The sequence below is a fragment of the Pseudomonas fluorescens genome (assembly GCF_001623525.1).
Classification (GTDB): domain Bacteria; phylum Pseudomonadota; class Gammaproteobacteria; order Pseudomonadales; family Pseudomonadaceae; genus Aquipseudomonas; species Aquipseudomonas fluorescens_Q.
Map to the genome: position 1 here is coordinate 355,207 of NZ_CP015225.1, position 24,139 is coordinate 379,345.

Genomic DNA, 24,139 nt, shown 5'->3' on the forward strand with positions numbered 1-24,139 from the left:
GTATTTCCTCAGTTTATGAGTCAGGTAGTGAGTTTATAAGTGCGTATTTTTCGCTGAAAACTCAAACTATCCAAAAGGGTTGCTATCGCTACGTAGCCGATTTCAGCAATCCGGTTTTCGCTCACTTGAGGTCGATACACCTGCTGGCAATCAGAATGACGCCTGATCTGACTCTCTCTCTCGTTCTCTTGCCGAGACATCTCGCATCCACGAAGGTTGAAAAGGTGTAGGGGTCACACCGGTCATTCAGCGCTCGCGGTTTACTTCATGCACCTTCAGTGAAGAGGGCGTACTTAGAACGATGCTTTTAAGGCTAGGCTGTCTGATTGTACTGTCAAGGTAAGCCTGGGCAGCCAATGGGGTGGGGCAAGATAGGTTGGGGAGCGCTTGGTATGCCTGGAAACACAAACCCCGGCACAAGGCCGGGGTTCGTGGTGTTCCCTTACAACCTTACACCAGCGCGGCAATCGCCGCGTTGAAGGTGTTGCTCGGGCGCATGGCCTTGCTGGTCAGCTCCGGGTTGGCGAAGTAGTAACCGCCGATGTCCACTGGCTTGCCTTGGACGGCATTGAGTTCGGCAACGATTTTTTCTTCGTTGTCGGTCAATGTCTTGGCCAGGGTCGCGAACTGAGCCTTGAGGGCTGCGTCGTCATCCTGGGCGGCCAGTGCCTGGGCCCAGAACAGGGTCAGGTAGAAGTGGCTGCCACGGTTGTCGATGCCGCCGACCTTGCGCGAAGGCGATTTGTTGCGGTCCAGGAACTCGCCAGTGGCTTGGTCCAGGGTCTTGGCCAGTACCAGCGCCTTGGGGTTGTTGTAGGTCACGCCCAGGTGTTCCAGGGATGCGGCCAGGGCCAGGAACTCGCCCAGGGAATCCCAGCGCAGGAAGTTTTCTTCCAGCAATTGCTGCACGTGCTTGGGGGCCGAGCCGCCAGCGCCGGTTTCGAACAGGCCACCGCCGTTCATCAGCGGCACGATCGACAGCATCTTGGCGCTGGTGCCCAGTTCCATGATCGGGAACAGGTCGGTCAGGTAGTCGCGCAGTACGTTGCCAGTCACCGAGATGGTGTCCTTGCCTTCGCGGGTGCGGGCCAGGGTGAACTTCATCGCGTCGACCGGCGCCATGATGCGGATGTCCAGGCCGGCAGTGTCGTAGTCCTTCAGGTAGGTCTGGACTTTTTCGATCACGACGCCGTCATGGGCGCGCATCGGGTCCAGCCAGAAGATTGCCGGCGTGTCGCTGGCGCGGGCACGGTTGACGGCCAGCTTGACCCAATCCTGGATCGGCGCGTCCTTGGTCTGGCACATGCGGAAAATGTCACCAGCTTCGACGCTTTGCTCCAGCAGGGTGCGGCCGTTGCTGTCCGAAACACGGACCACGCCGTCGACCTTGATCTGGAAGGTCTTGTCGTGGGAGCCGTACTCTTCGGCTTTCTTGGCCATCAGGCCAACGTTCGGCACGCTGCCCATGGTGGTTGGGTCGAAGGCGCCGTGTTGCTTGCAGTCTTCGATCACCGCCTGGTAGATGGTGGCGTAGCAGCGATCCGGGATCACGGCCTTGGTGTCGTGCAGTTGGCCGTCGGTGCCCCACATCTTGCCGGAGTCACGGATCATGGCTGGCATCGAGGCGTCGACGATGACGTCGCTCGGCACGTGCAGGTTGGTGATGCCTTTGTCGGAGTTGACCATCGCCAAGGATGGGCGCGCCGCGTAGACCGCCTGGATGTCGGCTTCGATCTGCGCCTGTTGCTCGGCCGGCAGGGCCTTGATGCGGGCGTACAGGTCGCCGATGCCGTTGTTCAGGTTGAAGCCGATCTGCTCCAGCACTTGTGCGTGCTTGGCCAGGGCATCTTTATAGAACTCGGCAACGATCTGGCCGAACATGATCGGGTCGGAGACCTTCATCATGGTGGCCTTGAGGTGAACCGACAGCAGGACGCCTTTTTGCTTGGCGTCTTCGATTTCAGCGGCGATGAAGTCGCGCAGGGCGTTTTTGCTCATCACGGCGCAGTCGAGGATCTCACCGGCTTGTACGGTGGTTTTTTCTTTCAGGACAGTGGCAGTGCCATCCTGGGCGATCAGCTCGATTTTCACGCTGCCCGCGGCGTCGATCAGGGCGGCTTTTTCGCTGCCGTAGAAATCGCCGGTGCTCATGTGGGCCACGTGGGATTTGGAGTCGGCTGCCCAGGCGCCCATCTTGTGCGGGTGCTTGCGGGCGTAGTTCTTGACCGACAGCGGTGCGCGGCGGTCGGAGTTGCCTTCGCGCAGGACCGGGTTCACGGCGCTGCCCTTGACCTTGTCGTAGCGGGCGCGAGCGTCTTTCTCGGCATCGGTGGTTACGGTTTCCGGATAGTCCGGCAGTGCATAGCCCTGGGCCTGCAATTCCTTGATCGCGGCCTGCAGTTGCGGCACCGAGGCGCTGATGTTCGGCAGCTTGATGATGTTGGCTTCAGGCGTAACGGCCAGGTCGCCCAATTCGGCGAGGTGGTCGGCTACGGCTTTGTCACCCAGTTGCTCGGGGAAGCTGGCCAGGATGCGCCCTGCGAGGGAGATATCGCGGGTTTCCACGGCGATATCGGCCGAAGCGGTAAAGGCTTCGACGATCGGCAGCAGCGAATAGGTGGCGAGGGCGGGCGCTTCGTCGGTGAAGGTATAGATGATCTTCGAGCGGGTGGGCATATTCGGATTAACTCTCTTCTTTGCTAAAGCATGCGCAGAAACTCGAGGGCGCCGGGTAAGCGCGTTCGTTCAAAGTCATCCGTGAACCGAATGTCGAGGTTTCTTCGCGGTGATGTTGGGTGCATCAGTCGAGCGTCAAGCGGTTGGGCCGCGGTAACGGTCCGGCTTTTAAACTGGCGGAAAAGTCCTGTGATAGAGCGCTCAGCCAGCGTGACCCTGTGGTCAGCGGCGGCATTATACATAGGTAGCTGGCAATCTGCCGATGGTTCATAGACTTCCGTACACGTCCATTGGTCTAAACGTCGCAGTACCCAAGGTGCGGGCTATGCTCATGTTTGGCGCTTTTCCCTTGGTTTTCAGGGTTGTACACCGCGAACTGCAACGCTTTACCCCGGATGAGCCTAACGTAGGGTTTGCGCGCCGATTCAAGTGGGGTACGCTCGAACGCAGCCAGATGTTCAATCCAAGCAATGGAGTTCAGCATGGGGTATCAAAAGATTCAGGTTCCAGCCGTCGGTGACAAAATCACCGTCAATGCAGACCATTCTCTTAATGTTCCCGACAACCCGATCATCCCCTTCATCGAAGGCGACGGCATTGGCGTCGATATCAGTCCGGTCATGATCAAGGTTGTGGACGCTGCGGTTCAGAAGGCCTATGGCGGCAAGCGCAAGATTTCCTGGATGGAAGTCTATGCCGGTGAGAAAGCGACTCAAGTCTACGACCAGGACACCTGGCTGCCCCAGGAAACCCTGGACGCGGTCAAGGATTACGTGGTTTCCATCAAGGGTCCGCTGACCACGCCGGTGGGTGGTGGTATCCGTTCGCTGAACGTGGCCCTGCGCCAGCAGCTCGACCTGTACGTGTGCCTGCGTCCGGTGCGCTGGTTCGAAGGCGTGCCAAGCCCTGTCAAGAAGCCTGGCGACGTGGACATGACGATCTTCCGCGAGAACTCCGAGGACATCTACGCTGGCATCGAGTGGAAGGCCGGTTCGGCCGAAGCGACCAAGGTCATCAAGTTCCTGAAAGAAGAAATGGGTGTGACCAAGATCCGTTTCGACGAGGACTGCGGCATCGGCGTCAAGCCGGTTTCCAAGCAGGGCACCAAGCGCCTGGCCCGCAAGGCCTTGCAGTATGTTGTCGACAATGACCGCGACTCGCTGACCATCGTGCATAAAGGCAACATCATGAAGTTCACCGAAGGTGCCTTCAAGGAATGGGCCTACGAAGTGGCGGCCGAGGAGTTTGGCGCGACCTTGCTCGACGGCGGGCCGTGGATGCAGTTCAAGAATCCGAAGACCGGCAAGAATGTCATCGTCAAGGACGCCATCGCCGATGCGATGTTGCAGCAGATCCTGCTGCGTCCGGCCGAATATGACGTAATTGCGACCCTGAACCTGAACGGTGACTACCTGTCCGACGCCCTGGCGGCGGAAGTGGGCGGTATCGGTATTGCGCCAGGCGCCAACCTGTCCGATACCGTGGCCATGTTCGAAGCCACCCACGGTACCGCGCCCAAGTATGCCGGAAAGGACCAGGTCAACCCGGGGTCGTTGATCCTGTCGGCGGAAATGATGCTGCGCCACATGGGTTGGACCGAAGCGGCCGACCTGATCATCAAGGGCACCAATGGCGCGATTTCGGCCAAGACCGTGACCTATGACTTCGAACGTCTGATGGAGGGCGCCAAGCTGGTGTCGTCCTCGGGCTTCGGCGATGCCCTGATCTCGCACATGTAAGCGGATCGGCGCTCAGCGCGAATGCCCGGCTCGGGTGATCGAGCCGGGCATTTTCATTTGTCCGGTACGGCGGCCGGTCAATGGGTCTCGGTGACCCGGACATGGACGGGGGCGGGCTTTTCTTCGGCGGTGACAACCTTGATGTTGACCGCGTGCAGGCCCTTGGGTCCCTGGATGACGTCGAACGTCACAGGCTGTCCGGCCTTCAGGGTTTTATAGCCTTCCATGTTGATGGCCGAGTAATGGGCGAAAAGGTCTTCATCATCCCTGCCGGCCGCGATAATGAAACCGTAGCCCTTGGCATTGTTGAACCATTTCACCTTGCCATTCATCTTGACGACCGACATAACCCATTTCCCTCTGCAACGCACTCCATCACTGGAGTATCATCCAGTCCATCCGCAGGCTAATCTTGAAGTAAGGATAGATTCCACGGACCTTTTTAACCCACGATGGGCTCTATTGGTTGTAACACCGTTTTGCCGATAGTCAAGGTGGCCGGGTGGTCGTGGTTGAAATCGCCCACAAGCGCCCCCATCACTGTATTCGCCAACTAAACGAACCTTTCTTTCCATGCATGCAGTCAGCCAGATTCGACTAACATTCAATCAGGATCGCCCGGATCTACACGACGACGATTCCGCAGGCATTGCTGTTCAGGAGGCAAAGCCTGCATTACAGGCGCCACCGATGTACAAGGTGGTTTTGTTCAACGATGACTACACACCGATGGATTTCGTCGTCGAAGTGCTCGAGGTGTTTTTTAACCTGAATCGCGAGCTGGCGACCAAGGTCATGCTGGCCGTCCATACAGAGGGACGGGCAGTATGTGGAGTGTTTACCCGCGACATCGCCGAGACGAAGGCCATGCAGGTCAACCAATACGCCCGGGAAAGCCAGCATCCGCTACTCTGTGAAATCGAGAAGGACGGTTAACGCCGACCACTTGGGTATGAGGTGAAGCTATGTTAAACCGCGAGCTCGAAGTCACCCTCAATCTTGCCTTCAAGGAGGCTCGTTCGAAGCGTCATGAATTCATGACCGTCGAACACCTGCTGCTGGCCCTATTGGATAACGAGGCTGCCGCCACCGTTTTGCGTGCCTGCGGCGCGAACCTCGATAAACTCAAGCATGATCTGCAGGAGTTCATCGACTCCACCACGCCACTGATCCCCGTTCATGACGAGGATCGCGAAACCCAGCCAACCCTGGGCTTCCAGCGTGTCCTGCAGCGTGCTGTCTTCCATGTACAGAGCTCGGGCAAGCGTGAAGTCACCGGCGCCAACGTGCTGGTTGCCATCTTCAGCGAGCAGGAAAGCCAGGCGGTGTTCCTGCTCAAGCAGCAGAGCGTTGCGCGTATCGATGTCGTCAACTACATCGCCCATGGCATCTCCAAGGTGCCGGGGCATGGCGATCATTCCGAGGGTGAGCAGGATATGCAGGACGACGAGGGCGGTGAGTCTTCTTCTTCAGGCAACCCATTGGATGCCTATGCCAGCAACCTGAACGAACTGGCACGCCAGGGGCGCATTGACCCGCTGGTCGGGCGCGAAGCGGAAGTCGAGCGTGTTGCCCAGATCCTGGCTCGGCGTCGCAAGAACAACCCATTGCTGGTGGGCGAGGCGGGCGTGGGCAAGACCGCCATCGCCGAAGGCCTGGCCAAGCGCATCGTTGACGACCAGGTGCCGGACCTGCTGGCCAACAGCGTGGTGTATTCCCTCGACCTGGGTGCCTTGCTGGCCGGTACCAAGTACCGCGGTGACTTCGAGAAACGCTTCAAGGCGTTGCTCGGCGAGTTGAAAAAACGTCCGCAAGCGATCCTGTTCATCGACGAAATCCACACCATTATTGGTGCCGGGGCGGCGTCGGGTGGGGTCATGGATGCGTCGAACCTGCTCAAGCCATTGCTGTCGTCGGGTGATATTCGTTGCATCGGCTCGACCACGTTCCAGGAATTTCGCGGGATCTTCGAGAAAGACCGTGCCCTGGCCCGGCGTTTCCAGAAGGTCGATGTGTCGGAGCCTTCGGTGGAGGACACCATTGGTATCCTGCGCGGCCTGAAAGGGCGTTTCGAGCTGCACCACAACATCGAATACAGCGATGAAGCCCTGCGCGCGGCGGCTGAGCTGGCCTCGCGTTACATCAACGACCGGCACATGCCGGACAAGGCCATCGACGTCATCGACGAGGCGGGTGCCTACCAGCGCCTGCAACCGTTGGAGAAGCGCGTCAAGCGCATCGAAGTGCCTCAGGTCGAGGACATCGTGGCAAAAATCGCGCGTATTCCGCCTAAGCACGTCACCAGTTCCGACAAGGAGTTGCTGCGTAACCTGGAGCGTGACCTGAAGCTGACGGTGTTCGGCCAGGATGCGGCCATCGACTCGCTGTCGACCGCCATCAAGCTGTCCCGCGCCGGTCTCAAATCGCCGGACAAGCCCGTGGGTTCGTTCCTGTTCGCCGGTCCTACCGGCGTCGGCAAGACCGAGGCCGCGCGGCAACTGGCCAAGGCAATGGGTATCGAGCTGGTTCGCTTCGACATGTCCGAGTACATGGAGCGCCACACCGTATCGCGTCTGATCGGTGCGCCTCCAGGCTATGTCGGTTTCGACCAGGGCGGCCTGCTGACCGAAGCCATCACCAAGCAGCCACACTGCGTATTGTTGCTCGACGAAATCGAGAAGGCGCATCCGGAAGTCTTCAACCTGCTCCTGCAGGTCATGGACCACGGCACGCTGACCGATAACAACGGGCGCAAGGCGGACTTCCGCAACGTGATCATCATCATGACCACGAACGCCGGTGCCGAAACTGCGGCTCGCGCTTCGATCGGTTTCACCCATCAGGACCACTCGTCCGATGCGATGGAAGTGATCAAGAAGAGCTTCACGCCTGAATTCCGCAACCGCCTGGATACCATTATCCAGTTTGGTCGCCTCAGCCATGAAGTCATCAAGAGCGTGGTGGACAAGTTCCTTACCGAACTTCAGGCGCAGCTCGAAGACAAGCGTGTCTTGTTGGAAGTCACCGATGCGGCCCGCAGTTGGCTGGCAGAAGGTGGTTACGATGTGACGATGGGCGCGCGGCCGATGGCTCGCTTGATCCAGGACAAGATCAAGCGTCCGCTGGCCGAGGAAATCCTCTTTGGCGAACTGGCCGAGCATGGCGGTGTGGTGCACATCGACATCAAGGACGGCGAACTGACCTTCGACTTCGAAACCACGGCCGAAATGGCCTGATCGACCCGCAACAAAGCAAAAGGCGCCGAAAGGCGCCTTTTTGCTGTGTATGGGATCGTTCCCACGCTCTGCGTGGGAATGCCTCAACGGACGCTCCGCGTTCGGCTTTTGGGACGCAGAGCGTCCCTGGCTGCATTCCCGCGCAGAGCGTGGGAATGATCCGCGTTGCGCGCAAACAAAAACGCCCGGCATCAGCCGGGCGTTTTGTATTGACTTGTTAGCGAGCGCGGTAAGTGATGCGCCCTTTGCTCAAGTCATAGGGCGTCAGCTCGACGCGCACTTTGTCACCGGTAAGAATACGAATGTAGTTCTTGCGCATCTTGCCGGAGATATGCGCGGTTACGACGTGCCCATTTTCCAACTCCACACGAAACATGGTGTTGGGCAGGGTGTCGACGACAGTGCCTTCCATTTCGAAGCTGTCTTCTTTCGACATGCAGTAAAGCCCTCGGTATCCAGTGAATGGCCCGGTGCAACTGCGCCAGGCAAAAGCGGCGTGCATTGTGCCCGAAAAAGGGGGGGCAAGCCAAGGGGTTCTAGCTTTATAAGCCGAAGGGGTTTAACTCAGGACAACCCACCGCTGGTTAATCAGCAGTTCAATGGGGCGATATTGGGTCTTGTAGTTCATTTTCTTGCAGTTCTTGATCCAGTAGCCCAGGTACACCGCTTCCAGGCCCAGGCGCCGGGCTTCGTTGATTTGCCAGAGGATGGCAAACCGTCCCAGGCTGCGCCGTTCTTCGTCCGGCTCGTAGAAGGTGTACACCGCCGAAAGTCCATTGGGCAGCAGGTCCGTGACGGCGATGGCGACCAGGCGCCCGTCCAGTCGGAACTCGTAGAAGCGGGAAAACGGCAGGTCGCGCACCAGGAAGGTCGAGAACTGATCCCGACTGGGTGGGTACATGTCGCCATCGGCATGGCGTTGTTCAATGTAGCGCTGGTACAGGTCGAAATATTCTTCGGTGAACTGCGGCTTGGCCGGGCGGACCTGAAGATCGGCGTTGCGCTTGAAAATGCGTTTCTGCTGACGGTTGGGCAAAAATTGCGTCACAGGGATGCGCGCCGGGACGCAGGCGTTGCAATGCTGGCAATGGGGCCGGTAGAGGTGGTCGCCGCTACGACGAAAGCCCATTTCCGACAGGTCTGCGTAGACATGCACATCCATGGGCTGGCTGGGGTCGAGGAACAGCGTCGTGGCCTGCTCCTCCGGCAGATAACTGCAAGAGTGGGGCTGAGTGGCATAGAACTTCAAGCGCGCCAACTCGGTCATGATCAACCCTCGGATAAGCTTTTAGATTTAAGTGTAAGCCACGCGCGCGAATGTCGCTCAGCAAACCCAGGTTGCGTGGTTGGGTTGATCCAGATGGGCCTTGAGATAGCCAGCAAACTCAGTCCGTGGAATCGAGCGGGCGCCCAGGCTGTGCAGATGCTCGGTGGGCATCTGGCAGTCGATCAGCACGAAACCGGCGGCCTTGAGGTGTTGGACCAGCCTCGCGAAGCCGAATTTCGACGCATTGTCGGCTCGGCTGAACATCGACTCGCCAAAAAACAGCTGGCCCATGGCTAAGCCATACAGGCCGCCCACCAGCGCCCCTTGGTCCCACACTTCCACCGAATGGGCGAAACCGCGTCGGTGCAGTTCCAGATAGGCGGTTTGCATGGCGTCGGTGATCCAGGTGCCCTCGGCATACTCCCGCGGCGCCGCGCAGGCCTGGATGACTGCGGCAAAATCCCGATCGAACGTCACTTCATAGCGCTGCTTGCGCAGCAGTTTGCCCAGGCTGCGGGAAATGTGCAGTTCGTCGGGAAACAGCACCGTGCGCGGGTCTGGCGACCACCAGAGGATCGGCTGCCCCTCGGAAAACCATGGGAAGCAACCATGGCGATACGCCTGGACCAACCTGTCGGCGGATAGGTCGCCACCGGCGGCCAATAACCCGTTGGGGTCGCGCATGGCTTTTGCCAGGGGCGGGAACTCGAAGCTGTTGCGTTGTAACCAGGTCAGCATTGGTATCCGGCTTAGTAGAAGGGGAGGGCGGCTGGTGGCGGGCTTCGCCCATCCGCGAGCGCCCGCCTGGAAGGTTAACCGTCAAACGGCAGGGATGTCATCGAGATACTTCTCAGCGTCGAGTGCGGCCATGCAGCCGGCACCGGCGGAGGTAATTGCCTGGCGATAGACGTGGTCGGCCACATCGCCGGCGGCGAACACGCCCTCGATATCGGTCGCGGTGGCGTTGCCTTCGCTGCCGCCGCGTACGAACAGGTAGCCGTCACGCATCTTCAACTGGCCCTGGAATAGCTCGGTATTGGGTTTATGGCCGATAGCAATGAATACGCCGGCCAGGGGCAAGGTGCTGGTTTCGCCGGTCTCGCTGTGGCGCAGGCGCGCGCCAGTCACGCCGCTGGCGTCGCCCAGGACTTCATCCAGGTTCTGGTTCCAATGCAGCTTGATATTGCCGCTGGCGGCCTTTTCGAAGAGTTTGTCCTGCAGGATCTTCTCTGAACGCAGCTTGTCGCGACGGTGGATCAGGTGCACTTCCCTGGCGATGTTCGACAGGTACAAGGCTTCCTCGACCGCCGTGTTACCGCCGCCGACCACGGCCACCACCTGGTTTCGATAGAAAAAGCCATCGCAGGTTGCACAGGCTGAAACGCCTTTGCCGGCGAAGGTCTCTTCCGAGGGCAGGCCCAGGTATTGCGCGGAAGCGCCGGTGGCAATGATCAGCGCATCGCAGGTGTAGGTGCCGCTGTCGCCGATAAGCTCGAAGGGACGCTGTTGCAACTTGGCGGTGTGAATATGGTCGTAGACGATCTGCGTGTCGAAGCGCTCGGCGTGCCGTTGCATGCGTTCCATCAGTACCGGGCCCGTCAGGCCTTCGACGTCGCCGGGCCAGTTGTCGACTTCCACCGTGGTGGTGAGCTGGCCACCGGCCTGCAGGCCGGTAATGACAACGGGTTTGAGGTTGGCGCGGGCAGCATAAACGGCAGCGCTGTACCCCGCAGGGCCCGAACCGAGAATGATCAGGCGTGAATGCTTCACTTCGCTCATAAAAAACACCTCATAAGCCTTTGTCACAAAAGAGAATGCATGGTCCAATTGGCGCGTGTATACCCTGTATTCGGCTATGCTGTCAGGCAATGCCTTGGCGCGGACAAAACCGTACAATGCTTGAGTTTTGAACGCAGGATAGGCTAAAGATCAAAATCTTCGGCAACGCCTGCGGTTTTCTGGATGCACCCCACAGTGGTAAAAGTAGTACCGGTTGTGCACATTCACTTTTTTACCTGCTCGTCGTGGGCAGTTTTTTATAGTCATTCAACAGATGGACGCGCCGTTGGCGCAGGAAAAGAAGCGTTTTGAAGAAATCCACCGCAGCACCCAAACCAGTCGTTCCGCTCTGGCGCCAGCAACTGCACTACCGGCTCAAGGAAGGTGCGTTGATCGCCATCGGCGCCCTGTGCCTGTTCCTGATGATGGCCCTGCTGACCTACGGCAAGGACGATCCGGGCTGGAGCCATAACAGCAAGATCGACGATGTGCAGAATTTCGGCGGTCCGGCCGGTTCCTACAGCGCCGACATCCTGTTCATGGTGCTGGGCTATTTCGCCTACATCTTCCCGTTGCTGCTGGCGATCAAGGCCTACCAGATCTTCCGCCAGCGCCACGAGCCGTGGCAGTGGAGCGGCTGGCTGTTCTCCTGGCGGCTGATCGGCCTGGTGTTCCTGGTGTTGTCGGGGGCCGCACTGGCCCATATCCATTTCCACGCGCCCACCGGCTTGCCGGCCGGGGCGGGCGGGGCGTTGGGGGAAAGCCTCGGCGACCTGGCCAGGAACGCCCTGAACATCCAGGGCAGTACGCTGCTGTTCATCGCCCTGTTCCTGTTCGGCCTGACGGTGTTCACCGACCTGTCGTGGTTCAAGGTCATGGACGTCACCGGCAAGATCACCCTCGACCTGATCGAACTGATCCAGGGCGCCATGAACCGCTGGTGGGCGGCGCGCACCGAGCGCAAGCAATTGGTGGCGCAACTGCGTGAAGTCGACGACCGCGTCCACGACGTGGTAGCCCCGACGACGCCGGACAAACGCGAGCAGGCCAAGGTCAAGGAGCGCCTGATCGAGCGTGAGCAGGCGTTGAGCAAGCACATGTCCGAGCGCGAGAAACAGGTGCCGCCGGTCATCACCATGGCCCCGGCCAAGCCGCCCGAGCAAAGCAAGCGCGTCCAGAAGGAGAAACAGGCGCCGCTGTTCGTCGACAGCGCGGTGGAAGGCACCTTGCCGCCGATCTCGATCCTGGACCCGGCCGAGAAGAAACAACTCAACTATTCCCCCGAATCCCTGGCGGCCGTCGGCCATTTGCTGGAGATCAAGCTCAAGGAGTTCGGCGTCGAGGTCTCGGTGGACTCGATCCACCCGGGGCCGGTCATCACCCGCTACGAAATCCAGCCAGCCGCCGGCGTGAAGGTCAGCCGCATCGCCAACCTCGCGAAGGACCTGGCGCGTTCCCTGGCCGTGACCAGCGTACGGGTGGTGGAAGTGATTCCCGGCAAGACCACCGTGGGTATCGAGATTCCCAACGAAGACCGGCAGATCGTGCGCTTCTCGGAAGTGTTGTCGACGCCTGAGTACGACAACCACAAGTCGCCGGTTACCCTGGCCCTGGGTCACGACATCGGCGGCAAGCCGGTCATCACCGACCTGGCGAAAATGCCCCACCTGCTGGTGGCCGGTACCACCGGTTCCGGTAAGTCGGTGGGTGTGAACGCGATGATCCTGTCGATTCTGTTCAAATCCGGCCCCGAAGACGCCAAGCTGATCATGATCGACCCGAAAATGCTCGAGCTGTCCATCTATGAGGGCATCCCGCACTTGCTGTGCCCGGTGGTCACCGACATGAAGGACGCCGCCAACGCGCTGCGCTGGAGCGTCGCCGAGATGGAGCGCCGCTACAAGCTGATGGCGAAGATGGGCGTGCGTAACCTGTCGGGCTTCAACGCCAAGGTCAAGGAAGCCGAAGAGGCCGGTACGCCGCTGAGCGACCCGCTGTACCACCGCGAAAACATCCACGACGAAGCGCCGCTGCTGCACAAGCTGCCGACCATTGTGGTGGTGGTGGATGAATTCGCCGACATGATGATGATCGTCGGCAAGAAGGTCGAAGAACTGATCGCCCGTATCGCCCAGAAGGCCCGTGCGGCCGGTATCCACTTGATTCTCGCGACACAGCGGCCGTCGGTGGACGTGATCACCGGCCTGATCAAGGCCAACATTCCGACGCGCATGGCGTTCCAGGTGTCGAGCAAGATCGACTCGCGGACCATCATCGACCAGGGTGGCGCCGAGCAGTTGCTCGGTCACGGTGACATGCTCTACATGCCGCCGGGCACCAGCCTGCCGATTCGCGTGCATGGCGCGTTCGTCTCCGATGACGAAGTGCACCGCGTGGTGGAGGCCTGGAAACTGCGTGGTGCTCCTGAATACAACGACGACATTCTCAACGGTGTCGAAGAAGCTGGCAGCGGTTTCGAGGGCAGCAGTGGCGGCGGTGACGACGATGCTGAAACCGATGCGCTCTACGACGAAGCGGTGCAGTTCGTCCTGGAGAGCCGCCGAGCCTCGATTTCTGCCGTTCAGCGCAAGCTGAAGATTGGCTACAACCGCGCCGCCCGCATGATCGAAGCCATGGAAATGGCCGGGGTGGTGACGGCCATGAACACCAACGGCTCGCGCGAAGTACTGGCGCCGGGCCCGATGCGCGACTAATGACCCGGGCGGCCTGCTGACACGCCGCTCGCCCCCCACGACTTCATGAGGACTCCCATGCGCCTGATTCGCATGTTGCTGTTGCCCGTACTGGCCCTGACCACCTTGTCGGCCCACGCCGGCGAAAAGGATGTGGCCCGCCTGACCCAATTGCTGGGGGGCTCCCAGACCCTGACGGCACGTTTCTCCCAGTTGACCCTCGATGGCAGTGGTACCCAATTGCAGGAAACCGCCGGCGACATGGCCCTGCAGCGTCCAGGCCTGTTCTACTGGCACACCGATGCGCCAGCCGAACAACTGATGGTCTCCGATGGCAAGAAAGTCTCCCTGTGGGACCCGGACCTGGAACAGGTGACCATCAAGACCCTCGACCAGCGCCTGACCCAGACGCCGGCGTTGCTGCTCTCCGGCGACATCTCCGAGATCAGCCAGAGCTTCGAGATCACCTCCAAGGAGGCTGGGGGCGTGATTGACTTCACCCTCAAGCCCAAGACCAAGGACAGCCTGTTCGACAGCCTGCGCCTGTCGTTCCGTAACGGCCTGGTCAACGATATGCAACTGATCGACAGTGTCGGCCAGCGCACCAACATCCTGTTCACCGGGGTCAAGGCCAACGAGCCGATCGCCGCGTCCAAGTTCAAGTTCGACATCCCCAAGGGTGCCGATGTGATCCAGGAATAACCCCGGTCCCCCCTGTGGGAGCAAGCTCGCTCCCACAATGGATTGTGGTGTTCATTTGTTTAACTGATCGGCACAGGACCCAGCGGAGGTTTTGTAAGTAATCATGGACCTGTTTCGAAGCGCCCCGATTGCCCAGCCATTGGCCGCCCGCCTGCGTGCGACCAACCTGGATGAGTACGTCGGCCAGGAGCATGTGCTCGCTCGCGGCAAGCCTTTGCGCGAAGCCTTGGAGCAGGGTGCCTTGCACTCGATGATCTTCTGGGGCCCGCCGGGCGTGGGCAAGACCACCCTGGCGCGACTGCTGGCAGAAGTCTCGGATGCCCACTTCGAAACGGTGTCGGCGGTGCTGGCCGGGGTCAAGGAAATCCGCCAGGCGGTGGAAGTGGCCAAGCAGCAGGCCGGGCAGTACGGCAAGCGCACCATCCTGTTCGTCGACGAAGTGCACCGCTTCAACAAGTCCCAACAGGACGCGTTCCTGCCCTACGTCGAAGACGGCACGCTGATCTTCATCGGCGCGACCACCGAAAACCCTTCGTTCGAACTCAACAACGCCTTGCTGTCCCGGGCGCGGGTCTATGTGCTCAAGAGCCTCGACGAGGCGGCGATGCGCAAGCTGGTGCATCGGGCGCTGACCGAGGAACGCGGCCTGGGCAAGCGGCATTTGAGCCTCAGCGATGAAGGCTTCCAGATCCTGTTTTCAGCCGCCGATGGCGATGGCCGACGTTTGCTCAACCTGCTGGAAAACGCCTCGGACCTGGCCGAAGACGACAGCGAGATTGGTGTCGAGCTGCTGCAAAGCCTGCTGGGGGATACCCGTCGACGCTTCGACAAGGGCGGCGAAGCGTTCTACGACCAGATTTCGGCGCTGCACAAATCCATCCGCGGCTCCAACCCCGACGCCGCCTTGTACTGGTTTGCGCGCATGATCGACGGCGGCTGCGATCCGCTGTACCTGGCGCGGCGCGTGGTGCGCATGGCCAGCGAAGACATCGGCAATGCCGACCCGCGGGCCCTGAGCCTGTGCCTGGCAGCCTGGGATGTGCAGGAGCGCCTCGGCAGCCCGGAAGGCGAGCTCGCCGTGGCCCAGGCCATTACCTACCTGGCCAGCGCGCCGAAAAGCAACGCCGTCTACATGGGCTTCAAGGCCGCGATGCGCAGCGCTACCGAGCACGGCTCCCTCGAGGTGCCGCTGCACCTGCGCAACGCGCCGACCAAGCTCATGAAGCAGTTGGGCTACGGCGAAGAATACCGTTACGCCCACGATGAGCCGGACGCCTATGCTGCCGGTGAAGACTATTTTCCCGACGAACTCGAACCCCAGCGGTTCTACCAGCCGGTGCCCCGGGGCCTGGAGCTGAAGATCGGCGAGAAGCTCAACCACTTGGCCCAACTGGACCGCTTGAGTCCACGGCAGCGGAGAAAACCTTGATTCCCTTGATCCTTGCAGTCTCCGCTGGCGGTGTTGCCGGCACCTTGGCACGGTTCGCCACCAGCAATTGGGTCAGCGCAAATTGGCCGCGGCACTTCTATACCGCGACGCTGGCCGTTAATATCGTGGGCTGTCTGCTGATCGGCGTCCTGTACGGCCTGTTTTTGATTCGCCCGGAAGTGCCTGTCGAAGTGCGTGCCGGGCTCATCGTCGGCTTCCTTGGCGGCCTGACGACCTTTTCATCCTTTTCACTGGATACGGTGCGCCTGCTGGAAAGCGGGCAGGTGCCGCTGGCCCTGGGCTACGCGGCCATCAGCGTATTCGGCGGGCTGCTCGCCACCTGGGCCGGCCTGTCCCTGACCAAACTTATCTAACGAGAGACCGACATGCTCGATTCCAAACTGTTACGTAGCAACCTTCAGGACGTAGCGGACCGCCTGGCATCCCGTGGCTTTGCCCTGGACGTCGCGCGCATCGAAGCGCTGGAAGAACAGCGCAAGACCGTCCAGACCCGCACCGAAGCCCTGCAGGCTGAACGTAACGCGCGCTCCAAATCCATCGGTCAGGCCAAGCAACGCGGTGAAGACATCGCGCCGCTGATGGCCGATGTCGAGCGCATGGCGGGCGAGTTGAGTGCCGGCAAGGTCGAACTGGACGCAATCCAGACCGAGCTGGATTCGATCCTGCTGGGCATCCCCAACCTGCCTCATGAGTCGGTGCCGGTCGGTGAAGACGAAGACGGCAACGTCGAAGTGCGCCGTTGGGGCACGCCGACAACCTTCGATTTCCCGGTCCAGGACCATGTCGCCCTGGGCGAGAAATTCGGCTGGCTGGATTTCGAAACCGCCGCCAAGCTGTCGGGCGCCCGTTTTGCCTTGCTGCGTGGGCCGATTGCCCGTCTGCACCGGGCCCTGGCGCAGTTCATGATCAACCTGCACGTCACCGAGCACGGCTACGAAGAAGCCTACACGCCGTACCTGGTCCAGGCCCCGGCCCTGCAAGGCACTGGCCAGTTGCCGAAATTCGAGGAAGACCTGTTCAAGATCAGCCGCGAAGGCGAGGCCGACCTGTACCTGATCCCGACCGCCGAAGTGTCGCTGACCAACATCGTGGCCGGCGAGATCGTCGACGCCAAGCAACTGCCGATCAAGTTCGTCGCCCACACGCCATGCTTCCGCAGTGAAGCCGGGGCGTCGGGCCGTGATACCCGCGGCATGATCCGCCAGCACCAGTTCGACAAGGTCGAGATGGTCCAGATTGTCGAACCGTCGAAATCCATGGAAGCGCTGGAAAGCCTGACCGCCAACGCCGAGAAGGTCCTGCAGCTGTTGGAACTGCCGTATCGCACCCTGGCCCTGTGCACCGGTGACATGGGCTTCAGCGCGGTCAAGACCTACGACCTGGAAGTCTGGATCCCGAGCCAGGACAAGTACCGCGAGATTTCTTCGTGCTCCAACTGCGGTGACTTCCAGGCCCGCCGCATGCAGGCGCGTTTCCGCAATCCGGAAACCGGCAAGCCGGAACTGGTCCACACCCTCAATGGCTCCGGCCTGGCGGTGGGTCGTACCCTGGTGGCGGTGCTGGAAAACTACCAGCAGGCCGACGGTTCGATCCGTGTGCCTGAAGTGTTGAAGCCCTACATGGGCGGCATCGAGGTCATCGGCTAAATGGACTATTTGCCACTGTTCCACAACCTGCGCGGCAGCCGCGTGCTGGTGGTCGGCGGCGGGGAGATTGCCTTGCGCAAGTCTCGCTTGCTGGCCGATGCCGGTGCGCTGCTGCGGGTGGTCGCACCCGACATCGAACCGCAGTTGCGGGAACTGGTCAGTGGCAGCGGCGGTGAATGCATCCTGCGTGGTTACGTCGAAGCGGATCTGGACGGCTGCGGCCTGATCATCGCCGCCACCGACGACGAACCGCTCAATGCCCAGGTCTCGGCAGACGCTCATAAGCGTTGCGTGCCGGTCAACGTGGTGGACGCGCCGGCGCTGTGCAGCGTGATCTTCCCGGCGATTGTCGACCGTTCACCCTTGGTGATCGCGGTGTCCAGTGGCGGCGATGCGCCGGTGCTGGCGCGGTTGATCCGGGCCAAGCTGGAAACCTGGATTCCGTCGACCTACGGGCAGTTGGCTGGGTTGGCGGCGCGTTTTCGCAGCCAGGTCAAAGGCTTGTTTCCCGATGTGCAGCAACGACGGGCGTTCTGGGAAGAAGTGTTCCAGGGCCCTATCGCCGACCGGCAACTGGCCGGGCAGGGCGCGGAAGCCGAGCGTCTACTGCGGGAAAAGATCGATGGCCAGGCGCCGAACGCGCCGGGCGAAGTTTATCTGGTGGGCGCCGGGCCGGGTGATCCGGACCTGTTGACCTTCCGCGCCTTGCGCTTGATGCAGCAGGCCGACGTGGTGCTGTACGACCGCCTGGTGGCGCCGGCGATCCTGGAACTGTGCCGGCGCGACGCCGAGCGCATCTACGTCGGCAAGCGTCGTTCCGAACACGCCGTGCCCCAGGACCAGATCAACCAGCAATTGGTCGACCTGGCCCGCCAGGGCAAGCGCGTGGTGCGGTTGAAGGGGGGCGATCCGTTCATCTTCGGGCGCGGCGGCGAGGAGATCGAAGAACTGGCGGCCCATGGCATTCCGTTCCAGGTCGTCCCGGGCATCACCGCGGCCAGCGGTTGCGCGGCCTACGCCGGGATCCCGCTGACCCATCGCGACTATGCCCAATCGGTGCGTTTCATCACCGGCCATCTCAAGGATGGCACCAGTGACTTGCCTTGGGCCGACCTGGTCTCTCCGGCCCAGACATTGGTGTTCTACATGGGTTTGGTCGGCCTGCCGATGATTTGCAGCGAGCTGATCAAGCATGGCCGTGCGGCGGATACGCCTGCGGCACTGATCCAGCAGGGCACGACGTCCAACCAGCGGGTCTTTACCGGCACTTTGGCGGACTTGCCACGGCTGGTGGCCGAGCACGAAGTTCATGCGCCGACGCTGGTGATCGTTGGGGAAGTGGTGCAGTTGCGCGAGAAACTAGCTTGGTTTGAAGGGGCTCAGGGGCAGGTCTAGAAAGACCCGCACCGTTGATCGTTCCCACGCTCCGCGTGGGAATGCATCCGGTGACGCTCTGCGTCACTCCAAGAGCGGAACGCGGAGCGTCCCGGGCGGCATTCCCACGCGGAGCGTGGGAACGATCTTAATCGCGCTGCCAAATCCCGTTCCCACTCAACCTTCCCCGATCATGGGCAACCCTGAAATCCTGCTTCGGCCCCTTGGGCACGATTCCATTGGGGTTGATGGTCTTGTGGCTACCATAGTAATGGCCCTGGATATGCGTGAAATCCACGGTCTCGGCAATGCCCGGCCATTGGTACAGCTCTCGCAGCCAGTTCGACAGGTTCGGGTAGTCGGCGATGCGCCGCAGGTTGCATTTGAAGTGGCCGAAGTACACCGCGTCGAAGCGGATCATCGTGGTGAACAGGCGGATGTCGGCCTCGGTCAGGTATTCGCCAGCCAGGTAGCGGCGGGTTTCCAGTAACGCTTCCAGCCAATCCAGTTCGGCGAATAGCCGGTCGAAGGCTTCTTCATACGCGGCTTGGGTCGTGGCGAACCCGGCGCGATACACGCCATTGTTCACCGCCGGATAAATCCGCTCGTTCAAGGCGTCGATGTCGTCGCGCAGGTGTTCGGGATAGAGGTCCAGCCCGTTGCCGGTCAAGCCGTCGAAGGCACTGTTGAACATGCGGATGATTTCCGCCGATTCATTGTTGACGATGCGCTGTTGCCGTTTGTCCCAAAGGGCCGGAACCGTGACGCGGCCAGTGTAGTCCGGCGTGTCGGCGGTGTAGCGCTGATGCAGGAATTGCAGATGGTCGAGTTTGTCGCCAGTGGAGCCGTGGGCCTTGTCGAAGGTCCAGCCGTTTTCCAGCATCAGGTAGCTGACTACCGATACATCGATCAAGTCTTCCAGGCCCTTGAGCTTGCGCAAGATCAGCGTGCGGTGCGCCCAGGGACAGGCCAGGGAGACATACAAATGGTAGCGCCCGGCCTCGGCGGCGAAGCCGCTCTCACCCGAAGGGCCGGCGCTGCCGTCGGCGGTGACCCAGTGACGGCGCTGCGCCTGTTCACGCTGGAAGGTGCCGTCCTTGCTTTCATACCACTGATCCTGCCAGCGGCCCTCGACTAACAAACCCATCTCGATCTCCTCGGCCAATAAACGTTGGAGGTGAGTCTATTCCGATAGGTTTGAAGTAAAAGCGCAAAGGTTGGGCGCTAATGATCGGTTAAATCGAACGATCCCGGGCGTTCCAATACTGCCGGGCTTTGTCGAACGCTTCTTCGCGAGCCAGGCCCAGGCCACGCAAGGCCAACGCCATGGTCGCGATCAGCGCCAGTTGCGGGTAGCTGTCTTGCACGTCGCCGCGCCAGATGGCTTTCAGATGTTCGGGGTCGAGGCTTTCCGGTTTGACATGGCGCTGCTCGGACAGGCGGGGCCATTCTTCGTCCCAGCTGACGCCGCCGGTGGTGCCGTACAGGTGGCTGTCGGCGTCCGGGTTGATTTCGATCTCGCCGCCGTCGCCCTTGATCACGATGGCGGTATCACCGAGCAAACCGCTGGCGTCGCGATGCACGGCTTGGTAGCCCGGGTGGAAAATGCTTTGCAAGCCGCAACGGGCGGCCAGCGGGTTGAGGATGCGTGCCAGTGAGTGGATCGGCGAGCGCAGGCCCAGGGTGTTGCGCAGGTCGATCATCCGCTGCATTTGCGGCGCCCAGTCCACCAGCGGCATGAAAGCCAGGCCGCCATTGTCCAGCGCGCCGGCGACCTGTTGCCAGTCACGGCATAGCGGGATCTGCAAAAACGCCAACAGTTGTTCGGTGTAGAGCCGGCCCGCCGTGTGAGCGCCGCCGCCGTGCATGAAGATCCGCACGCCGTTCTGCCCAAGGCACTTGGCCGCCAGCAGGTACCACGGCAAATGGCGCTTCTTGCCGGCGTAGGTCGGCCAGTCGAGGTCCACCGCCAACGCCGGGACCACCAAGCGTTCACGCAGGGCCTCGGTGAAACCGGCCATCTCCTCGGCACTTTCTTCCTTGTGCCGCAGTAACATCAGGAAGGCGCCAAGCTGGGTGTCCTCGACCTTTTCGTCGAGCACCAGGCCCATGGCTTCGCGGGCTTCTTCGCGGGTCAGGTTGCGGGCGCCGCGCTTGCCTTTGCCCAGGATGCGCACGAACTGGGCGAACGGGTGTTCGGCCGGGGTCTCAAGGGTCAGCGATGGAAAGTCGGTCATAAGCAATTCGTCGGTTTGGGCAGGCCCGCCAGCTTGGCGGCGAGTTTGGCGGGAGTGCCTTTGAACAATCGGTTCAGGTGCAGGCTGTTGCCTTTGTCCGCGCCCAGTTTCAGTGCCGTGTACTTGATCAGCGGCCGGGTCGCGGGGGAGAGCTGGAATTCGTTATAGAAGCCGCGCAGCAGTTCAAGGATCTCCCAGTGTTCGGGGCCCAGCTCGATGTCTTCGGCAGTGGCCAGGGCTGTGGCGACCTCGGCCGACCAGTCGTCAAGGTCGGCCAGGTAGCCGTCCTTGTCCAGCGCGATGGTGCGGTCGCCCACGTTCAGCGTCTTCATAGCCAGGTGTTGACCTTGTCGTGCTCGATCGACAGCTCGACGAAACCCGAGTAGTTGATGGCTTCGGCCCAGTCAGGCGTGTCCAGGGCGCGGGCCTGGAGGTCTTCGGCAAGCACGAACAGGTTCACGCCAGCGGCCTGTAGCACTGCAAACGGTGGGCTGCCCGGTTGCAACGCGTACGTCGCGTCGCCGCACAGCAGCAGCGCATCCTGATTGCCCAGTACCCGCAGGCAACTGGCGAGGCGGTTATCGCCGAAGGGCGAATGAGACAACACGTGTAAAGTCGACATCAGAGGGTGATCACCTGGTCGTAACGGTCAATGAGCGCGGCGATTTGCGGCGCGGTCAGTGCTTTCACGTCGCCCAGCGCCAGGGTATCGGTGGCGATACCTCGTTCGGCGGCGCTGTCGGCGCAGACAAACAGGTCGTCGACGCCAAACATCGGCAATGCCTGCAAGTTCGCGCTCAGGTCCTTTTGCTGGACGACCTTGGCGTTCTGGCCGCTCGTCAGCTGGAACACCCCGTCATCGAGAAACAGCAGGCCGATGGGCAGGTCGAACGCGCCGCCGGCCAACACGATGTCCAACGCTTCCCGGGCGCCGGGGCCGGACCAGGGGGCCTGGCGGCTGATCAACAACAAAGACTTGGCCATCACGCGCCTCCAAAGCAGATCAAACGGTCGGCGTCCTGGATCGCATCGTGCAACTGGCCCAGCCCGGACAAGGCCCAGGGCGCCTCGACGCTAACCGCCGAGCGCTGGTAGCGCTGGGCCTCTTCCTCGTTCAACACCCCACGGCGCAACGCCGCCGCGATGCAGACCACACCGTCGAGCTGGTTGTCGCTGACAAAGGTTCGCCACTGCTGGGGCAGGTCCTGTTCATCCTGGGGCGTGACGACACTGGCGCAGGCGTTATAGACACCGTCCTGATAGAAAAACAGCCGCACGATCTCATGCCCGCCCGCCAGCGCAGCCTGGGCAAACAGCAAGGCACGGCGCGAGGAGGGCGCATGGGCGGCGGAAAACAGCGCGATGGCGAACTTCATGACAGACCCGATCAGCAAAACTGCGGCCATGATAAAGCTTTATGGGCGGGGGGGCGATTGGCAGAAAGCGGTGAGACCGTGTGGCGAGGGAGCTTGCTCCCGCTGGGCTGCGCAGCGGCCCCAACTCATCCGCTGTGGTTTGGCTGACACACCGCGTTGGGAGGTTTGGGGGCGCTACGCACCCCAGCGGGAGCAAGCTCCCTCGCCACAGGAGCTGTGCTAGACCTTGAGGCCATGCAACTCGCAATACTCTGCCCACGCCATTCCCGCCATCTCCGCCACTTCCTTGTGCACTTCCAGGCGCTGGGCCTGGTAGTCCTGGGGCGAGGCGGCGGTCAGTTGCAGGGTCAGTTCCCAGGCAAACAGGCCCAGGCGCTCGGCCTCGGCTTCGAAGGCTTCATGCAAGCGCTCGGCGCGGTACTGCGCGGCGGTCTCGCCCTTGGCCTGGGCCAGCAGCGGGTTGAGGTGGTCCAGTTCGTGGCGCAGTTCGGGGCGCTCATCGAGAAACTTTGCCAGGGCCCGTTCGTGTTGCTGTTCGGTTGCCGCCATGGTCACTCCTTGGGGGATGCAGACTGCTTCTTGCTGGCCTTGGCCGCAGCCGCCAGGCATTCGAGGGCGAACTGTTCGGTGTAGGTCATCTGGATCGGCGTGGTTTCGCCCTTGACGGTGCGTTCGCCGTCGAGGATGTAGCGAACCCGCTTGTCGGTGACGCCGATGCGCTTGGCGATCCAGGACGGTGTCTGGCCGATCTGGCTGATCAGTTTGTCGGCATATTCCGGGGTGGGCTTGTAGAACTCGGCGTTGGGCGTCATGGGGTGTTCCGCTTGGCTGGTGGCAATGGCGCGACAGGGTGCGCGAATCGCAGGCCGATGTCCCGTGTAAATTTCAGTAAAGCAGCACGAAGGCCCGGGCCGCAGTGCTACAGTCCGTTTTTTTCTTGATGAGTGAACGCAATGCGAATGTTGACCGTGGCCCTGGCCGCGACCTTGCTGGCCGGCTGCGCGGGTTCTGCGATGAACGAGGCCCGGACCCAGGCCCCTTACAAGACCCTGACCTCGGACAAACCCGAACAGGTCGTGGCCCAGTGCGTGCAGTTCTCCTGGCAGGACGAAGCGGTGTTCGGTGTCGATGCTGGCGCCTACCTGCAACCGGGCAAGAAGGGGGGCTCGACGGTCTACACCCGCTCCGCTGAATCGTTTGTCGATTTGCACGCCGGTGCGACGGGCACCGAGTTGAGTTATTACGCCAAGCATGACGACTTCGTGGCCAAGCGCCGGTTGGCGGCGTTGGCGACGTGTCTTTGAACAGATAGATCGATCGCGAGCAGGCTCGCCCCCACGGGTTGGAGGCTTAACTGACCGGCATTACCCACAGGGACTGGTTTTTAGTCAGAGGGCGTCAGGCGCTTCTGGAAGAAGAAGTGCTGGTGACCTGGCGGGTAGTCGTCGATCTGGCCGATTTCCGTGAAGCCGTGCCTGCGGTAGAACTCCGGCGCCTGGAAGTCGAAGGTGTCCAGCCAGATGCCCACGCAGTTTTTCTCCCGGGCCAGTGCTTCGGCCATCTGCATCAGGGTCGAGCCGGTGCCCTGGCCCCGGGCCTGTTCCGGCACCACCAGCAGCTCGATATACAACCAGCGGAAAAACACTCGGCCATAGAGCCCTCCGACGATTTCGTCGTGTTCATCGCGCACCAGCCAGGCCACCAGTTCAGGCACTGTCCCGCCGGTCTTGGCCGTGTTATAGGCGCGCAGCGGAGCGAGGATGGCTTGGCGTTCTTCGTCGGTGGGCGCGTCCGTGCGTTCGATTCGTAGCGTCATCGACAATGTCTTTATTCAGTCAAGATTAACCGCAGGAGCCTATCCCAAAGGCTACCGTGGCGTCACCCGGTCGGCTTGGAAACAGGCGCATTACGCAAACCGGGCCATACTAGCTAGTTGCTTGATGCGATCGCCGACTGTTTAAAAC

Annotated in this window: 25 protein-coding genes; 10 read left to right on the forward strand and 15 right to left on the reverse strand. The window is 61.2% G+C overall.

What is annotated here, in order from left to right; all coding sequences use genetic code 11:
* Positions 1-450: 450 nt before the first annotated feature.
* The gene (locus TK06_RS01460) at positions 451-2,676 is read right to left on the reverse strand and encodes an NADP-dependent isocitrate dehydrogenase (protein WP_063320483.1); all 2,226 of its coding nucleotides are present in this window, start codon (positions 2,674-2,676) and stop codon (positions 451-453) included.
* 482 nt (positions 2,677-3,158) lie between these two features.
* Between TK06_RS01460 and icd the strand changes: the two genes are divergently transcribed.
* On the forward strand, positions 3,159-4,415 hold the full coding sequence (gene icd / locus TK06_RS01470; protein ID WP_063320485.1) for an NADP-dependent isocitrate dehydrogenase: 1,257 nt from the start codon (positions 3,159-3,161) through the stop codon (positions 4,413-4,415).
* 77 nt (positions 4,416-4,492) lie between these two features.
* Here icd and TK06_RS01475 read toward each other — a convergent pair whose 3' ends face one another.
* Positions 4,493-4,762: a cold shock domain-containing protein gene (locus tag TK06_RS01475; protein ID WP_063320486.1), complete on the reverse strand. Its 270-nt coding sequence runs from the start codon at positions 4,760-4,762 to the stop codon at positions 4,493-4,495.
* A gap of 226 nt (positions 4,763-4,988) precedes the next feature.
* Here TK06_RS01475 and clpS point away from each other — a divergent pair, with 226 nt between their 5' ends.
* Together clpS and clpA are read left to right on the forward strand one after the other, a co-directional pair.
* A complete protein-coding gene (gene clpS, locus TK06_RS01480) occupies positions 4,989-5,351 on the forward strand; it encodes an ATP-dependent Clp protease adapter ClpS (RefSeq protein ID WP_003180089.1) in 363 nt (120 codons plus the stop codon).
* 29 nt (positions 5,352-5,380) lie between these two features.
* Positions 5,381-7,651 carry an ATP-dependent Clp protease ATP-binding subunit ClpA gene (gene clpA, locus TK06_RS01485; RefSeq protein ID WP_063320487.1) on the forward strand — a complete coding sequence of 757 codons (2,271 nt, stop codon included), beginning with the start codon at positions 5,381-5,383 and terminating at the stop codon, positions 7,649-7,651.
* Between the two features lie 217 nt (positions 7,652-7,868).
* Here clpA and infA read toward each other — a convergent pair whose 3' ends face one another.
* From infA to trxB, 4 genes are all read right to left on the reverse strand, one after another.
* Positions 7,869-8,087, reverse strand: coding sequence for a translation initiation factor IF-1 (gene infA, locus TK06_RS01490; protein ID WP_002553999.1), 219 nt, complete (start codon positions 8,085-8,087; stop codon positions 7,869-7,871).
* A 123-nt stretch (positions 8,088-8,210) separates the two neighbouring features.
* Entirely contained in the window at positions 8,211-8,918 is a 708-nt protein-coding gene (locus TK06_RS01495; RefSeq protein ID WP_063320488.1) for an arginyltransferase, read from the reverse strand.
* Between the two features lie 57 nt (positions 8,919-8,975).
* A complete protein-coding gene (aat, locus tag TK06_RS01500; protein WP_063320489.1) occupies positions 8,976-9,656 on the reverse strand; it encodes a leucyl/phenylalanyl-tRNA--protein transferase in 681 nt (226 codons plus the stop codon).
* An 81-nt stretch (positions 9,657-9,737) separates the two neighbouring features.
* On the reverse strand, positions 9,738-10,697 hold the full coding sequence (gene trxB, locus TK06_RS01505; RefSeq protein ID WP_063320490.1) for a thioredoxin-disulfide reductase: 960 nt from the start codon (positions 10,695-10,697) through the stop codon (positions 9,738-9,740).
* 308 nt (positions 10,698-11,005) lie between these two features.
* On the opposite strand from trxB, the gene TK06_RS01510 reads away from it, so the two are divergent.
* The 6 genes from TK06_RS01510 to cysG all read left to right on the forward strand — a co-directional run bounded on the left by TK06_RS01510 (position 11,006) and on the right by cysG (position 18,583).
* The gene (locus TK06_RS01510; protein WP_063320491.1) at positions 11,006-13,411 is read left to right on the forward strand and encodes a DNA translocase FtsK; all 2,406 of its coding nucleotides are present in this window, start codon (positions 11,006-11,008) and stop codon (positions 13,409-13,411) included.
* 57 nt (positions 13,412-13,468) lie between these two features.
* Positions 13,469-14,092, forward strand: a complete 624-nt coding sequence (lolA, locus tag TK06_RS01515) for an outer membrane lipoprotein chaperone LolA (protein ID WP_063320492.1) — start codon at positions 13,469-13,471, stop codon at positions 14,090-14,092.
* Positions 14,093-14,195: 103 nt separating this feature from the next.
* Positions 14,196-15,521, forward strand: a complete 1,326-nt coding sequence (locus TK06_RS01520) for a replication-associated recombination protein A (protein WP_063320493.1) — start codon at positions 14,196-14,198, stop codon at positions 15,519-15,521.
* Positions 15,518-15,895 (forward strand): fluoride efflux transporter CrcB, encoded by a 378-nt coding sequence (crcB, locus tag TK06_RS01525; RefSeq protein WP_063320494.1) that lies wholly within the window; start codon positions 15,518-15,520, stop codon positions 15,893-15,895. Before TK06_RS01520 ends, crcB begins: the two co-directional genes overlap by 4 nt.
* 12 nt (positions 15,896-15,907) lie before the next feature.
* The gene (gene serS / locus TK06_RS01530) at positions 15,908-17,188 is read left to right on the forward strand and encodes a serine--tRNA ligase (protein WP_063320495.1); all 1,281 of its coding nucleotides are present in this window, start codon (positions 15,908-15,910) and stop codon (positions 17,186-17,188) included.
* Positions 17,189-18,583, forward strand: a complete 1,395-nt coding sequence (gene cysG, locus TK06_RS01535; RefSeq protein WP_063320496.1) for a siroheme synthase CysG — start codon at positions 17,189-17,191, stop codon at positions 18,581-18,583.
* A 127-nt stretch (positions 18,584-18,710) separates the two neighbouring features.
* On the opposite strand, the gene TK06_RS01540 is transcribed toward cysG, so the two are convergent.
* The 8 genes from TK06_RS01540 to TK06_RS01575 form a co-directional block, all read right to left on the reverse strand.
* On the reverse strand, positions 18,711-19,709 hold the full coding sequence (locus TK06_RS01540; RefSeq protein WP_063320497.1) for a glutathione S-transferase family protein: 999 nt from the start codon (positions 19,707-19,709) through the stop codon (positions 18,711-18,713).
* Positions 19,710-19,797: 88 nt separating this feature from the next.
* Positions 19,798-20,799 (reverse strand): glycosyl transferase family protein, encoded by a 1,002-nt coding sequence (locus tag TK06_RS01545; protein ID WP_063320498.1) that lies wholly within the window; start codon positions 20,797-20,799, stop codon positions 19,798-19,800.
* The gene (locus TK06_RS01550) at positions 20,796-21,131 is read right to left on the reverse strand and encodes a TusE/DsrC/DsvC family sulfur relay protein (protein ID WP_063320499.1); all 336 of its coding nucleotides are present in this window, start codon (positions 21,129-21,131) and stop codon (positions 20,796-20,798) included. Before TK06_RS01550 ends, TK06_RS01545 begins: the two co-directional genes overlap by 4 nt.
* Positions 21,128-21,421: a sulfurtransferase complex subunit TusB gene (tusB, locus tag TK06_RS01555; protein WP_063320500.1), complete on the reverse strand. Its 294-nt coding sequence runs from the start codon at positions 21,419-21,421 to the stop codon at positions 21,128-21,130. The genes TK06_RS01550 and tusB overlap by 4 nt, the downstream gene beginning before the upstream one ends.
* The gene (tusC, locus tag TK06_RS01560; RefSeq protein WP_063320501.1) at positions 21,421-21,783 is read right to left on the reverse strand and encodes a sulfurtransferase complex subunit TusC; all 363 of its coding nucleotides are present in this window, start codon (positions 21,781-21,783) and stop codon (positions 21,421-21,423) included. Before tusC ends, tusB begins: the two co-directional genes overlap by 1 nt.
* A complete protein-coding gene (gene tusD / locus TK06_RS01565) occupies positions 21,783-22,175 on the reverse strand; it encodes a sulfurtransferase complex subunit TusD (RefSeq protein ID WP_063325040.1) in 393 nt (130 codons plus the stop codon). The genes tusC and tusD overlap by 1 nt, the downstream gene beginning before the upstream one ends.
* Positions 22,176-22,394: 219 nt before the next feature.
* Entirely contained in the window at positions 22,395-22,724 is a 330-nt protein-coding gene (locus tag TK06_RS01570) for a DUF6388 family protein (RefSeq protein ID WP_063320502.1), read from the reverse strand.
* Positions 22,725-22,726: 2 nt separating this feature from the next.
* Positions 22,727-22,987 carry a hypothetical protein gene (locus TK06_RS01575; RefSeq protein WP_063320503.1) on the reverse strand — a complete coding sequence of 87 codons (261 nt, stop codon included), beginning with the start codon at positions 22,985-22,987 and terminating at the stop codon, positions 22,727-22,729.
* Positions 22,988-23,128: 141 nt separating this feature from the next.
* On the opposite strand from TK06_RS01575, the gene TK06_RS01580 reads away from it, so the two are divergent.
* Entirely contained in the window at positions 23,129-23,479 is a 351-nt protein-coding gene (locus TK06_RS01580; protein WP_013693699.1) for a hypothetical protein, read from the forward strand.
* Positions 23,480-23,559: 80 nt separating this feature from the next.
* Here the strand turns inward: TK06_RS01580 and TK06_RS01585 are convergent, their stop codons facing one another.
* Positions 23,560-23,991, reverse strand: coding sequence for a GNAT family N-acetyltransferase (locus TK06_RS01585; RefSeq protein WP_063320504.1), 432 nt, complete (start codon positions 23,989-23,991; stop codon positions 23,560-23,562).
* Between the last annotated feature and the right edge of the window lie 148 nt (positions 23,992-24,139).